This window comes from Vibrio sp. QJM3NY_35 (genome assembly GCF_057785915.1).
The window spans coordinates 1157338-1171269 of sequence record NZ_CM173507.1 but is presented as its reverse complement, the minus strand read 5'-3'; the positions used below and the strand labels follow the sequence as shown (position 1 = coordinate 1171269).

Below are 13932 nucleotides of genomic sequence, written 5' to 3'. Positions count from 1 at the left end.
ATACATTATAGTATGCCGCTTTTCTTAATTCCGATAAGTAGGCTACATTCCTGAGTTTACTCGTTCACGCAGCTCTTTACCTGGTTTGAAGTGAGGAACGTATTTACCTTCTAACTCTACCTTGTCACCAGTCTTTGGGTTACGTCCAACACGAGGCTCACGATAATGCAGAGAAAAGCTGCCAAAACCGCGAATTTCGATTCGATCACCACTTTCTAGTGTTGAAGCCATATGCTCTAAAATGTCTTTTACAGCGTCTTCAATTTCTTTTGCAGAAAGATGCGTTTGCTCAGCGCACAGTCTTTCAATCAATTCAGACTTAGTCATAGTTACCCTCGTTGGTTTTCTTTTTAGAAATTATAGACCTATCGGAAAAATAAGCAAAAAAAAAGGAGCCTTACGGCTCCTTTCTTGGCTAGATAGCTATAATTCTCTTAATGAGAAGCTATTATTCGCCTTTAGCAGCTTTGAATGCGTCTGCCATTGCGTTACCGAACGCGCCTTCTTCAGACTTGTTCAGTGAAGCCATTGCTTCTTGCTCATCAGCTTCATCTTTAGCTTTGATAGATAGGTTGATTACGCGGTTCTTACGGTCTACACCAGTGAACTTCGCTTCAACGCTGTCGCCAACGCTTAGGATTAGAGATGCATCTTCGATACGGTCGCGAGAAACTTCAGAAGCGCGGATGTAACCTTCAACGCCTTCGATTAGCTCGATAGTAGCGCCTTTCGCGTCAACTGCAGTAACAGTACCGTTTACAAGAACACCTTTCTTGTTGTCAGCAACGTATGCGTTGAACGGGTCGTTTTCCATTTGCTTAACGCCAAGAGAAATACGCTCACGCTCTGCATCTACTGCTAGAACAACAGCAGAGATTTCGTCGCCTTTCTTGTATTCACGTACAGCTTCTTCGCCGGCAGCGTTCCAAGAAATGTCAGATAGGTGTACAAGACCGTCGATACCGCCTTCTAGACCGATGAAGATACCAAAGTCAGTGATAGACTTGATCTTACCAGTAACTTTGTCGCCCTTAGCTTGCATTTCTGCAAATGACTGCCATGGGTTAGCTTTACACTGTTTCAGACCTAGAGAGATACGACGACGTTCTTCGTCGATATCAAGAACCATAACCTCAACTTCGTCGCCAACATTAACAACTTTAGAAGGGTGGATGTTCTTGTTAGTCCAATCCATTTCAGAAACGTGTACTAGACCTTCAACGCCTTCTTCGATTTCAACGAAGCAGCCGTAGTCAGTTAGGTTTGTAACACGACCAGAAAGCTTGTGACCTTCTGGGTAACGCTTAGCGATTGCTACCCATGGATCTTCGCCTAGTTGCTTAAGACCTAGTGAAACACGAGTGCGCTCACGATCGAACTTAAGAACTTTAACTAGGATTTCGTCACCAACGTTAACGATCTCTGATGGGTGCTTAACGCGCTTCCAAGCCATATCTGTGATATGTAGAAGACCGTCAACACCGCCAAGGTCAACGAATGCACCGTAGTCAGTAAGGTTCTTAACGATACCTTTAACTTCAGTACCTTCTTGTAGAGTTTCAAGAAGTTCGTCACGCTCAACACTGTTTTCAGATTCGATAACAGCACGACGAGAAACAACAACGTTGTTACGCTTCTGGTCTAGCTTGATTACTTTGAACTCTAGCTCTTTGTTTTCTAGGTGAGCAGTGTCACGGATAGGACGTACGTCTACTAGAGAACCTGGAAGGAAAGCACGGATACCGTTAAGTTCAACAGTGAAACCGCCTTTAACTTTACCGTTGATGATACCAACAACAGTTTCAGCTTCTTCACAAGCTTTCTCAAGTACGATCCAAGCTTCGTGACGCTTAGCTTTCTCACGAGAAAGTTGAGTTTCACCGAAACCATCTTCAACAGCGTCTAGAGCTACGTCTACTTCAGCACCAACTTCAACTTCAAGTTCGCCAGCAGCGTTCTTGAATTGTTCAGCAGGGATAGCAGATTCAGACTTAAGACCAGCGTCTACAAGAACGAAACCGTTCTCGATAGCTACTACAGTACCTTTAACGATGCTGCCTTGTTGGAATTCAGTTTCAGATAGAAACTCTTCAAAGAGTTGAGCAAAAGATTCAGTCATTATTTAATCTTCAATAATTAAACGTCCATGGGTATCCTACCGCATGGGGTTGATAAATTCGCCGGTCATCATCCTTGCGACCAACGTTCGTACTAGCTCGGCGAAATTACCCAGCCAGTTTCGATTCAATATAGTGTAGTGCTTTTTCTACTACCTGCTCAATATTCATTGAGGTGGAGTCAAGCACTAGAGCATCCTCTGCAGGGCGAAGTGGCGCCACTGGGCGATTACGATCTCGATCGTCTCGCTCTTGGATCTCGCTCAAAAGGTCGTCAAATTTAACATCTAACCCCTTCTGTTGCAACTGTTTAAGGCGGCGACTCGCACGCTCTTCAGCACTTGCATCTAAAAATATTTTCGCTTCAGCTTCAGGAAACACAACCGTTCCCATATCACGGCCATCTGCAACCAAACCAGGCGCAGCGCTGAATGCACGTTGACGACGAAGCAGTGCTTCGCGAACGCGAGGTAAAGCAGCAACTTTTGAAGCCGCCATGCCAGTCTCTTCTTTACGAAGCTCACCCGACACATCTTCACCTTCTAGGATAACCTTAACTAAGTCGCCTTCAGCAATAAACTGCACGTCTAAGTGTGTAGCAAGCGGTACTAAAGCATCCTCTGATTCAGTATCCACACCATGGTGAATTGCCGCTAAAGCCAATACGCGATAGATCGCGCCTGAGTCTAGAAGATGAAAGCCTAGCTTATCTGCTAGCAACATACACAGGGTACCTTTACCTGCACCACTTGGTCCATCAACCGTAATCACTGGGCTTTGAGAAGGCATCTTTTACTCCACGTTTTGTCGTAAGTTTTATTCTGTACTAGCGATTCGCCACTACTTTATAGGCGGAATATTATAGAGAAAAATTGGAACTCGAGCGAGGTAAATCTCAGATAATTCCGTGTTGATGATGCATAAAGCAATGCAACTATCTCGATATCCGTTTGCTTAGGTCAATCAGACACGCGCTTTTCGATAGCGCACTTTTCGGTAGATAGAAAAAAGCCTCGCAATAGGCAAGGCTCATCATTTCTCATTTTGTAGAGCAAAGAAGAACTCGCTCAAAGAAGCTTAGCCAATAATAGCTCGAACCGCTTCTAGGTCTTCAGGCGTATCAACACCAGCAGCCGGCGCTTCCGCCGCAACATCTACGTGGATTTTTTCACCGTACCAAAGCACGCGTAATTGCTCTAGGCACTCAATACGCTCAAGAGTACTTGGTTCCCAATTGATGTAGGTATTGATAAAACCCGCTCGGTAAGCATAGATACCAATATGACGAAGCAAAGGAGATTCCGCTGCAGTACCGTTGTTCGCGTAAGCATCACGATCCCAAGGGATAGTTGCTCGGCTAAAATATAAGGCGTAACCGTCTTTATCGGTTACAACTTTAACAGCGTTAGGGTTAAACACTTCATCAGCATGAGTAATTTCCACACCTAACGTTGCCATCGGAGCTGTACTGTTCGCAAGATTGTTGGCAACCTGATTAATGATCGCAGGTGGGATAAGTGGCTCATCACCTTGAACATTCACGATAATATGATCATCAGGAATTTTCATAACTTCAATCACTTCAGCTAGGCGTTCAGTGCCTGACTCATGATTCGGTGATGTCATACAAACGGTCGCGCCAAATGCTTTAGCCGCTTTTTCAACTCGAGCGTCATCGGTAGCAATAATAACGTTATCGGCACCCGCTTTCATTGACTGTTCGTATACCCATTGAATCATCGGCTTTCCACCAATGTCAGCAAGTGGCTTCCCTGGCAAACGGCTCGATTGGTATCTTGCAGGTATAACAACCGTATAAGACATTACTTACCCTCATCCATAGAAACGGTGCGAGCTTCAGGTTCTAAAAGAACAGGAATACCCTCTTTAATTGGGTAAGCAAGGCGATCAATTTTACAAACAAGCTCTTGCTTATCCTTGTCAAAAGTTAGTTTACCTTTACATACAGGGCAAGCAACGATCTCAAGTAGACGGTGATCCATAGTATTCCATAACCTCTTTTATTCTTTTTAAAATTTGCTGTTGCGAACCTTCATCAAACTGCGCAGAAACTGGAAGATACCACCAGTTGTCTTGAGCATATTCCTCGCATTTTACAGCGTCTTTTTCTGTCATAATCAGATTCATGCCTTTCTTAGCTAAGGCATGAAGTTCATCTTTATCAAAATCTTGGTGGTCGGCGAAGCCCTGTGTGAAAACCACATCACCATCAAGATCGTTTAATGTTTTAAAAAAGCGTGGCGGATGACCTATTCCAGCAAAAGCCACAAGCTTCTGCAGTTCTGCTACCGATATTTTCTGACCAGTTTTTAGATTCACAGCTTGGCTTGGTTGCAAAGACATTGAAAACTCTCGCCCTTGCTCCTTTCCGCCATTATTAATCAAGAAATCTACATCATCCAAACGTGATACTGGCTCTCGTAATGGACCGAGTGGAATCAAACTCTCACTACCAAAGCGTCTTGCGCCGTCGATAACTGCAAATTCAATGTCGCGTTCAAGCGCGTAATGCTGAAGGCCATCATCAGTGATGATGACATTAACACCTTCACTCAACAAAGCCTTTACTGCATTCGCCCGTACAGGGTCAACCGCAACAGGACAACCAGTTCGCTTTCGAATCAAACGAGGTTCATCACCCGAATATTCGGCTGGTGTATTTTCATCTAGTACGAGTGGGTAGCTTGGCGCTTTAGCTCCATAACCTCGCGACACCACACCTGGTTTAAAGCCGTTGGCTTGCAACATCTCAACCAACCAAATCACAACTGGTGTTTTACCATTACCACCAGCGGTAATATTACCAACAACAATTACTGGCAATGGTGGACGGTAGGTTTCTTTCTTCCCCGATAGATAAGCGTCACGACGTTGACCGCTGATCATTTTGAACAGCAGACTCAGTGGCCACAATAGCGGCCAGAGAAGATATTTCAAAGGGTGATTGTTAAACCAAATCTTTTCGATCACAACAAGACCTAATCTTATCCACTGAATTGAATTCGGTGTAACTGCGCATAAGCGCCATCATGTGCGATTAGTTCTGCGTGCGCGCCTCTTTCTACAATTTGGCCATCATCAACCACTAAGATCTCATCGGCTTGCTCGATAGTAGATAAACGGTGAGCAATCACCAATACAGTCTTATCTTTTTGTAGTTCTTCCAATGCAGACTGAATCGCTCTCTCTGATTCAGTATCCAATGCAGACGTCGCCTCATCAAGAATCAGCACAGGTGCATCTCTTAATAGAGCGCGTGCAATCGCAATACGCTGTCTTTGACCACCAGAAAGGCTTGCGCCATTTTCACCAACAACGGTATCGATGCCATTTTCCATGCCTTCGATAAACTCACTCGCATGAGCAAGCTTGGCTGCGTGTTCAATCTGTTCGCGAGTATATTGCTCTTCTGCGGCATACGCGATGTTGTTCGCGACCGTATCGTTAAACAGGTGAACATTTTGAGAAACAAGAGCAAAGTGCTCACGCAGGTTTCTCAATTCGTAATCACGAATGTCGTGGCCATCAAGCTCAATTGTACCTGAGTCTACGTCATAGAAACGAGTAAACAGGTTAGCGATGGTACTCTTGCCCGAACCTGAACGGCCGACAAGTGCGACTGTCTTACCTTTCGGAATATTGAAACTCACCTTATCAAGTGCTGGTTTCTCTGCACCATCATAAGTAAACGTCACATCTTTTACTGCAACTTCACCGGTTACGGTTTCAGGTTTCAACGTGCCTTTGTTTTGTTCTGTATCTAGATCCATCAAACCAAATAGCGTGGTACTTGCTGCCATACCGCGTTGGAATTCAGACGTTACGTTAGTTAGCGCTTTTAGTGGACGCAACAAACCAAACATTGCAGAGAACACAACAGTGAATGTACCCGGCGTTAGTTCTGCTTTGATAGAGTCGACACTCGCCAAGAAAAGAACCACCACAATCGCAACCGAAGCGATCATTTGAATGATCGGGTTAGCAGCGGCTTGAGCGGTGATTAACTTCATGCTTTGTTGGCGCATCTGGTTACTTACTTTGTCAAAGCGGTGTTTTTCTAGATCCTGACCACCGTAAGTAAGAACCACCTTGTGGCCTTTTAACATTTGTTCAGCAGAAGAAGCAACGTGGCCCATGCTAGTTTGCATGTTTTTAGAAATCTTTCTAAATCGCTTCGATACAATGCTGATCGCCCACGCAACAAGAGGAGCAACCGCAAATAGAACCAAAGACAACTGCCAGCTGTTCCAGAACATCAATGTTAGCAAGCCAATAATGCTTGCACCTTCACGCACAATGCTGACTAGCGCTTTACTCGTCGCGGCAGACACTTGCTCAGAATCGTAAGTAATTCGAGATAGCAGCGCACCTGTCTGTTCTTTATCGAAGAAAGAAACAGGCATGTGCATGAAATGACTGAAAATTTTGCGACGAATTTCCATAACCACATTGCCAGAAACCCAGCTCAAGCAATAGGTTGAGACGAAACCACTGACACCACGAATGAACATCATGGCAAAGATAATGATTGGAAGCGTGCGTAAAAAGTCAGATTCAGCATTACCAAAGCCTTCATCAAGTAACGGCTTTAGTAAGGAAATCATATAAGTATCAGAGACGGCATTTATAATAAGCGCAATAACCGCAACACCAAGGCCGGCCTTATATAGTCGAATATAAGTCCAAAGTCTTTTAAATGTGACCCAGGTAGTTTCATCTGTTTGTGTTGACATAGAATCGCTTAATTTTCTCACAATAATCTATCTATTCTACTCCCTTACGAAGCATCTGCCTATACCACTGCCTGCCTTGTTGTTCTCTAATCGTATGATATTGCCAACCTTCTTCACTAAGAGTGATGGTTATTTGTCCACTTTCTCCAGTATCAAGCCAGGTACTCCCTGCTTCCTGATAACGTCCCACAACAGATCTGCTCGGCATTCCCCACTGATTGCCTTTGGCCAAAGAAGCTATCGCTAGCTGAGGTGACACGGCCTCAATAAACGGTTTAATCGACGACGAGTCACTACCATGATGCGGAACAAGCATTACATCACTCCTGAGCTGCTCACCTTCACGAGCTAGTAACCACTCACTTACCAGTTCAATATCACCAGTGAGTAACATCGAAAACTCTAAACTGGGTGCCGAGAGCCTGACCACACACGAATGTGGGTTATACGCCCTCTTCACTTGTTTGGGAGGCCACAACACCTCAAAAAAAAGATCTTGCCAGTTCCAAGCCTCTCCAATAGTACATGCTTGAATATTTGACTGAGTTTGAGTGGTATATTGTGTTTGTTGATTAATATTCTGACTGGTTCTTATCCACTTAGGAGCGTAGCTCTCAAGTAACGCCGGATAGCCACCAGCATGGTCAGAATCAAAATGACTCACAATCACGCCTTCTAATTCATAAATCCCCCTCTGATTCAAAGTAGGAATCAACAAGGATTCGACAACCGAACCTTCTGGCCATGCATTACCAAGATCGTAAACAATGACTTGATTGTTCTTTTCCAATACCAAAGACAACCCATGTCCAACATCTAATATATCTATGGTTAATTTTCCTTGCTGGGGTTTGCCGAATTCCCACCACAGCACAAACACTGCAATGACCAATATCGATACTGTTGTCTTGAGATATCGACTAACAAAACTCAAAAACAAAATAAGGAATACAGATAGCGCAATCACATGATTATCGACTTGGATCCAAAATGGCTCAGAGAAAGGAAGGCTAAATACGAGAGGCTCAAGCGACAAGTCGACCAACTTCCACAGCTGACTAACCAAACCATTGTCTAGCGCTGTTATACCAACCAAGCCAGACACTGACTCCGATATTAAGCTGAGAAACATTGCCAAAAACAACAGCGGGATCGTCACCATCGATATCCAAGGCAAAAGGAGTAAATTGTAGAAAACAGAGACTAAGCTAACTCCGCTAAAGAACAGCATCGAAAACGGTGTGATCAGGAATGTCAGCATTAGCTGAATCTTGAAGAGCTGTAGTGCTCGGTCGATAAATGTTGAGTTTGAATAGGATGGCTGACTATTCAACGCAATATAAAGAACGGCGCCCAACGCGCCAAATGACAACCAAAAGCTGCTCGACAATGCTGAAAATGGCCAAATCAGCAGAACCACGCACAAGCTTAAACCAACATATCGGAGCAAACTGATATTTTGTCCACGCCATAAAAAGTAACTTGCGATGACACACATCACCAAAGCTCTTAATGTAGGTAGCGTGAATCCAGCAAACCAACTATAGAAATAGGCTAAACCGAGCCCGAATATTGTGGGTAACCAAAGAAATGAAGGTGACAGTAACCTGAATATCTTTCCGACCTGATAACCGATACCAAAGGCAATCCCAATATGGAGCCCCGAGATAGCCATCAAGTGGATCAAGCCACTACTTTTAAGCAAATCCCAACGCTGAGGATTAATTAGAGCTCGATAGCCAAAACTTAAAGCCATAATGAGGTCTTTGTTTTCTAGCTGGCTTAACCTTCCAAGGCTGGTTTCAAACCATTGAGATCGCAAGCTCGTGCTAGAGTGAATCCGATATCTTGTACCTGCTCGGTAAGTTGCATTGGCAACCACGCCGGAACTAAACAAGTACTTTTCTAGATCAAAGCCCGCTTCATTGAGTTTGCCCCATACCGGCTTTATGGACGCAGATAAGTAGACGTCATCTCCAAGCGTTAACTTAAAAGGAGTAAATAATCGTAATTTTATCAATTGAGGAAAGATTAATTTTTCGCCGCCAATTGATCTGGCTACTATTACACTTTCAAAACCGTGGCTATTTTCACTAAAAAGGCTAACAACCGAAGCATTTATGGTAGTATTCTGCCCGGATTGAAATAATCGACTTGTCTGTATTTCAATTGTATTCCCAAGGCAAATAACTAGTATCAATGCTGTTACTGGACCTCTTGCACTCCGGAAAACGCTATACTTTGTTGATGCCATAAGTAACAAAAGCATCAATGATGCCCAAACCCAATGTGGCATCACAGGCCAAAAGCTGACAGACACAACTGTCGCAGCAAATGAAATCAAGAACCAAGTGTTAAACAAGAGAGTAGCTTCCTCCTATGCCAAGAAAGTTTATCAAACGATTTATGCCTGACCATGAGCTAATCAAGCGTCAGAAAGCATTGAGAGTTTTTGGCAATGTTTTGTACAACCCCAACTTATGGTGCCTTAATCGTCGCTCTGCGGCCGGCGCGTTCGCTGTTGGGTTATTCATGGCGTTTGTCCCTCTACCAAGCCAAATGATTATGTCTGCAGGCCTTGCTGTCGCATGTGGCGTTAACCTACCTTTGGCTGTCGCTCTTGTTTGGATCAGTAACCCAGTTACCATGCCCGTTCTCTTCTACTTTGCTTATAAAGTTGGGGCGTTTGTTATGCATGTGCCACCTCAAGCTTTTCATTTCGAACTGTCTTGGGACTTCATCTTGGCGCAAATGAGCACCATCGGGCCTCCATTCCTGCTAGGGTGTATGATTTGTGGCGTGGCTTCAGCGATGATTGGCTACTTTGGTATCCGCGGCTTATGGCGCTATTCAGTAGTAAGAAGTTGGAAGAAACGACAAGCAAGGTACTGAACAACTTTTCCTTGTTATCCAATCTATCCTTGTATGTGCCTTACTTAAAACACACACAAGTTAAAGTCAGATGAACAACAGAACTCTGCAATATTGGTATGTAACGAAAGTCGTAAAGAACACGAATTGAATTCAATAAAAAAGGATCCCATCAGGGATCCTTTTTTGTTTACGCCGTTTATATATCGCGAATAATTACAGGGCGTATTACTTAGACCATGGCTTCGAGCATTACTTTGAACTAAGCACCGAGGCTGGGTTTAACTTCGCCGCTCGTGATGCTGGGTACCATGTTGCCAGCAAGCTCAACACAATCGCAGTTCCTGAAACGACAATTACATCCATCATATTCAGTTGTGATGGCAAGAAGTCGACAAAGTAGATATCACCGGATAAGAACTGATGATCGACCAACTTTTCAAGCCCTTTGATAAGTGTCGTGAGATTAAGCGCGACTAACACACCTATTGCACTGCCCACCAAACTACCTAACACGCCTGATAATACGCCCTGCCAAACGAAAATGCGTTTCACAAGGCCGTCCGATGCGCCCATGGTTCTTAATATTGCGATCTCTGATGCTCTGTCTTTTACTGCCATCATTAGCGTCGAGACAATATTGAAACAAGCCACACCAATAACCAATACCATCACTAGATACATGATAGTACGAACCAACTGGATATCTCGGTACAAGAAACCAAACTTCTGTTGCCAACTACGTAAGTACACGTACACATCAAGCTGGTTACCAACTTCACGCACAATCGAGTTTGCGTTCAGCACATCGGTCACTTTTAAAGAAACCCCTGTCACTGCCTCGCCTAGGTTTGCGTAAACTTGAGCATCACCAATAGGGATGAGAGCCAAGCTGTGATCTATCTGTCCGTTAAGCGTCAGTAAGCCAACCACTTTCACTCGAACACGTTTTGGCGCCTGGACCTTCACAGAACCATTCACCGTTGGAATCATCAAAGTCAGATAATCACCGACTTTCGCACCCAACACATTAGCTACACCAGAACCCAAGATAATTTGCTGTTGCCCGGCCTTAAACTCGCTCCAAGCTTGCTTATCAATAAAGCTCGATAAACTCGAGACTTGTTGCTCAAGTTGTGGGTCAACGCCTCGAACTTCGATCGCTTTCAGCTCTTTGCCCTTTTCTGCAAGCGCAGTAATTTTTACATAAGGCGCCGCAGCAATGACTTTATCGTGCTTTACCGACTCCTCAATAACATGTTCCCAACGAGTCACAGGCTTATTCACACCTTCAAACTCACCGTGAGGAATGACAGAAAGTACTCGCGATTCAAGCTCTCGTTCAAAACCATTCATGGCAGATAAACCGATAATGATCACGGCTACGCCAACCGCAATACCAATCGTCGAAGACAAAGAGATAAACGACACCATTTTGTCTCGTTGTTTCGCTCGGCTAAAGCGACCGCCTATCAATAAAGATAAAGAAGAAAACACTTAGCTCTCCTCTTTTTCTACGTTGACCAGTAAACCATCTTGCATGTGAAGTTGGCGATCCATCTTGCCCGCAAGTTCACCATCATGCGTTACAACCAAGAAAGCGGTATCGTATTCGCGGTTCAATTCACGCATTAAATCGTAAATAGACAGTGCCGTGTTGTGGTCAAGGTTACCTGTTGGTTCATCCGCCAGCACCAAAGCCGGCTTATTAACTAAAGCTCGCGCAATAGCCACACGTTGTCTCTCACCACCAGAAAGCTCTGAAGGTCGGTGATCAACACGATGACTCAATCCGACTTTATCCAACAAACGTTGTGCTTCTTGTTTCGCTTTCGCTGGCTTTTCACCACCAATCAGCAACGGCATTGCTACGTTTTCTAACGCTGAAAAGTCAGATAGAAGATGATGAAACTGATAGACAAAGCCAAGATGTTGGTTACGAAGTTTGGCCTGCTTATTCGAGCTCAGAGATGCTAAATCTTGGCCAAGAAAACTTACGCTGCCCGCAGAAGCATCGTCTAATGCGCCTAAGATATGCAGTAAGGTACTTTTACCCGACCCAGAGGTACCGATGATTGCTACTAGCTCACCCTTTTCGATTTCAAAGCTGACTCCCTTGAGCACCTCAGTATCTAACGAGCCTTCACGGTACGTTTTACGGATATCATTACATTGAAGAAAATTACTCATAACGAAGGGCCTCAGCAGGTTTCACAGACGATGCACGATAAGAAGGAAATACAGTAGCAATCAGGCTCAGTGCAATAGCCAAAACCACAACAACAGCGATTTGAATCGGGTTAATCAGAATTGGCAACTGTCCACCAAATGAGAATAGAGCAACGCCCATCGCCTCTAAAATAGTATTAAGGTTCATCGCTAGGGCAACGCCTAACACACCACCAGATAACGCGCCAATCACACCACTACTTGCGCCTTGAACCATGAAGATCCCCATGACTTGACCATCAGTCATACCTTGGGTCTTAAGAATCGCGACTTCAGACTGCTTCTCCATCACCACCATGATAAGTGCCGAGATAATATTGAAAGCAGCAACACCGATAATCAGCCCAAGCATTAAGCCCATCATATTTTTTTCCATTCGAACGGCTTGGAATAACTCACCACGCTGGTCGCGCCAATCACTCCACAACCAACCTTCTGGCAATGGCTGAGTCGATAACTCTGCGACTTCAAACGGGTCTTCAAAAAACAGTCTCCAACCTGAAATCGTATCAGACTTATAACGCATCAATCGTCCTGCGTCTTTGATGTCGGTAACCATCAATTGAGCATCGATATCCGAGCCCGTGTTAAAAATGCCAGCTACGGTAAAATTTCGTTGGCTTGGAATACGACCTAATGGGGTGTATTGGCTAGCGCTGGTCACCATCAGGCGAACTTTGTCACCCATAGATACTTTCAAGTTTCTCGCCAAAGTATGACCGAGGAACAACTGATATTGACCCGCTTTAAGTGAAGACAATCGACCTGCAATTAAGTGGTTCTGAAGAGGGTCGTCTGAATTAGGTTCAATGCCGATTAACAACCCTGCAGATAACTGAGCCGGACTCTGAATCACCGCCTCACTGCGGACAATCGGTTCAACGTGACCATTAAGCGAGATTTGCTCTGCAAAATTAGGCGCTTGGGCAGCAAGAGGGGTGGTGCCACCTTGCTCATAAACCACCGCTTGAGGAAGAACACCAAGAATTCGGTCTTTTAACTGCGCTTCGAATCCATTCATTACCGATAAAACAGTAACCAAAGACAGCACACCAATTGTGATACCTGCCGTCGACATATAAGAAACATAACGGCTAAAGCGATCACCTGAACGGCCTTTCAAATAGCGTAGGCCAACAAACAACGAAATAGGATGAAACATACTTTGAACCATCTAAAGGGGATGCGGGTTAATGTAACGGGTATTGCTGTTACTGTGTAGGGGTTAATTGAAAATATAGAGTGAATTAACTCAATTAGTTAGGCTTGAAAAACAGAACCTTGTCAAATAGCCAAATTTCAAACAACTATTTGAGACTTTCAATTAACTGACCTTGATTACTGCGGCCACATAGCGATAATCAATAGATCACTTCAAGGAACTAACGCATGACAGAACAAGAGTTTTTCACCGTTCACCATAGCCTTACCGCTAATATTGAACCAATGGACAGCGGCTTCACTTTACCTTCTCAAATTCAATTCGAATCTGAGATCCCAGCACCATTTGTGGTGGCAAGTGAATTTAGCCAATTGGATCTGTTAGCTGACAGTGCGCGTGCTGAACTGAAAAACAGCGACTTGAAGAATGTCACCAGTTTATTGGATGCACAAAACTCAAAATTAAACCTCTTGTTGAGCTTTATGTTATCGCAGCAAGATGATGAGAAATTTCGCACTCACACCTATTCATTTGGTGCGAGTCAGTTTTCCTGCTTTTCAAAAGCAGACATCGAACCGGGTCGCTTAGTAAAAGCCAAACTTTTTCTAGAGCACCCAGCTGCAGCCATTTATTGCTACGCAGAAGTATTTGCTAGCGAGGCGAAAGACTCAGGTTTCGAAATCAAATTTAAATACGCTCATCTTCGCGATACCGACCAAGACCTGCTAATTAAAGCGGCACTTTATCAACAACAGAAACTCTTGCGTCAACGCTCTCTAGACCGAGATAACAAGTAAAT

At 44.2% G+C, this 13932-nt stretch carries 13 protein-coding genes; 2 read left to right on the top strand and 11 right to left on the bottom strand.

Annotated features, from left to right (window positions below; all coding sequences use genetic code 11):
• Nucleotides 1–42 precede the first annotated feature (42 nt).
• From ihfB to AC3CH3_RS05305, 8 genes are all read right to left on the bottom strand, one after another.
• Nucleotides 43–327 carry an integration host factor subunit beta gene (ihfB, locus tag AC3CH3_RS05340; RefSeq protein ID WP_017060238.1) on the bottom strand — a complete coding sequence of 95 codons (285 nt, stop codon included), beginning with the start codon at nt 325–327 and terminating at the stop codon, nt 43–45.
• Between the two features lie 121 nt (nt 328–448).
• On the bottom strand, nt 449–2119 hold the full coding sequence (rpsA, locus tag AC3CH3_RS05335; RefSeq protein WP_010439921.1) for a 30S ribosomal protein S1: 1671 nt from the start codon (nt 2117–2119) through the stop codon (nt 449–451).
• Between the two features lie 106 nt (nt 2120–2225).
• Nucleotides 2226–2906 (bottom strand): (d)CMP kinase, encoded by a 681-nt coding sequence (gene cmk, locus AC3CH3_RS05330; RefSeq protein WP_017060237.1) that lies wholly within the window; start codon nt 2904–2906, stop codon nt 2226–2228.
• A gap of 288 nt (nt 2907–3194) precedes the next feature.
• The gene (gene kdsB / locus AC3CH3_RS05325) at nt 3195–3941 is read right to left on the bottom strand and encodes a 3-deoxy-manno-octulosonate cytidylyltransferase (RefSeq protein ID WP_009847141.1); all 747 of its coding nucleotides are present in this window, start codon (nt 3939–3941) and stop codon (nt 3195–3197) included.
• Nucleotides 3941–4120: a Trm112 family protein gene (locus AC3CH3_RS05320; RefSeq protein WP_004736429.1), complete on the bottom strand. Its 180-nt coding sequence runs from the start codon at nt 4118–4120 to the stop codon at nt 3941–3943. The genes kdsB and AC3CH3_RS05320 overlap by 1 nt, the downstream gene beginning before the upstream one ends.
• Nucleotides 4101–5108: a tetraacyldisaccharide 4'-kinase gene (gene lpxK, locus AC3CH3_RS05315; protein ID WP_488537895.1), complete on the bottom strand. Its 1008-nt coding sequence runs from the start codon at nt 5106–5108 to the stop codon at nt 4101–4103. The genes AC3CH3_RS05320 and lpxK overlap by 20 nt, the downstream gene beginning before the upstream one ends.
• 14 nt (nt 5109–5122) lie before the next feature.
• Nucleotides 5123–6871 carry a lipid A ABC transporter ATP-binding protein/permease MsbA gene (gene msbA / locus AC3CH3_RS05310; RefSeq protein WP_488537894.1) on the bottom strand — a complete coding sequence of 583 codons (1749 nt, stop codon included), beginning with the start codon at nt 6869–6871 and terminating at the stop codon, nt 5123–5125.
• Nucleotides 6872–6902: 31 nt separating this feature from the next.
• Complete coding sequence (locus AC3CH3_RS05305) at nt 6903–9233, bottom strand: DNA internalization-related competence protein ComEC/Rec2 (protein WP_488537893.1); 2331 nt, start codon at nt 9231–9233, stop codon at nt 6903–6905.
• Between the two features lie 17 nt (nt 9234–9250).
• Between AC3CH3_RS05305 and AC3CH3_RS05300 the strand changes: the two genes are divergently transcribed.
• Nucleotides 9251–9763 (top strand): DUF2062 domain-containing protein, encoded by a 513-nt coding sequence (locus AC3CH3_RS05300; RefSeq protein ID WP_060982848.1) that lies wholly within the window; start codon nt 9251–9253, stop codon nt 9761–9763.
• 231 nt (nt 9764–9994) lie between these two features.
• Here the strand turns inward: AC3CH3_RS05300 and lolE are convergent, their stop codons facing one another.
• From lolE to lolC, 3 genes are read right to left on the bottom strand one after another with little or no spacing between them, the layout of a single operon-like run.
• Nucleotides 9995–11239: a lipoprotein-releasing ABC transporter permease subunit LolE gene (lolE, locus tag AC3CH3_RS05295; protein WP_488537892.1), complete on the bottom strand. Its 1245-nt coding sequence runs from the start codon at nt 11237–11239 to the stop codon at nt 9995–9997.
• On the bottom strand, nt 11240–11932 hold the full coding sequence (lolD, locus tag AC3CH3_RS05290) for a lipoprotein-releasing ABC transporter ATP-binding protein LolD (protein WP_048614550.1): 693 nt from the start codon (nt 11930–11932) through the stop codon (nt 11240–11242).
• Complete coding sequence (lolC, locus tag AC3CH3_RS05285; protein WP_488537891.1) at nt 11925–13133, bottom strand: lipoprotein-releasing ABC transporter permease subunit LolC; 1209 nt, start codon at nt 13131–13133, stop codon at nt 11925–11927. The genes lolD and lolC overlap by 8 nt, the downstream gene beginning before the upstream one ends.
• 227 nt (nt 13134–13360) lie before the next feature.
• Here lolC and AC3CH3_RS05280 point away from each other — a divergent pair, with 227 nt between their 5' ends.
• A complete protein-coding gene (locus AC3CH3_RS05280; protein ID WP_017065300.1) occupies nt 13361–13930 on the top strand; it encodes a hypothetical protein in 570 nt (189 codons plus the stop codon).
• Nucleotides 13931–13932: the final 2 nt, after the last annotated feature.

Excerpts from the sequence above, each read along its gene's own strand:
- lolD (WP_048614550.1), bottom strand. The coding sequence starts at position 11,932 with ATGAGTAATTTTCTTCAATGTAATGATATCCGTAAAACGTACCGTGAA.
- rpsA (WP_010439921.1), bottom strand. The coding sequence starts at position 2,119 with ATGACTGAATCTTTTGCTCAACTCTTTGAAGAGTTTCTATCTGAAACT.
- AC3CH3_RS05320 (WP_004736429.1), bottom strand. The coding sequence starts at position 4,120 with ATGGATCACCGTCTACTTGAGATCGTTGCTTGCCCTGTATGTAAAGGT.
- kdsB (WP_009847141.1), bottom strand. The coding sequence starts at position 3,941 with ATGTCTTATACGGTTGTTATACCTGCAAGATACCAATCGAGCCGTTTG.
- AC3CH3_RS05300 (WP_060982848.1), top strand. The coding sequence starts at position 9,251 with ATGCCAAGAAAGTTTATCAAACGATTTATGCCTGACCATGAGCTAATC.
- AC3CH3_RS05280 (WP_017065300.1), top strand. The coding sequence starts at position 13,361 with ATGACAGAACAAGAGTTTTTCACCGTTCACCATAGCCTTACCGCTAAT.
- cmk (WP_017060237.1), bottom strand. The coding sequence starts at position 2,906 with ATGCCTTCTCAAAGCCCAGTGATTACGGTTGATGGACCAAGTGGTGCA.
- msbA (WP_488537894.1), bottom strand. The coding sequence starts at position 6,871 with ATGTCAACACAAACAGATGAAACTACCTGGGTCACATTTAAAAGACTT.
- lolC (WP_488537891.1), bottom strand. The coding sequence starts at position 13,133 with ATGTTTCATCCTATTTCGTTGTTTGTTGGCCTACGCTATTTGAAAGGC.
- ihfB (WP_017060238.1), bottom strand. The coding sequence starts at position 327 with ATGACTAAGTCTGAATTGATTGAAAGACTGTGCGCTGAGCAAACGCAT.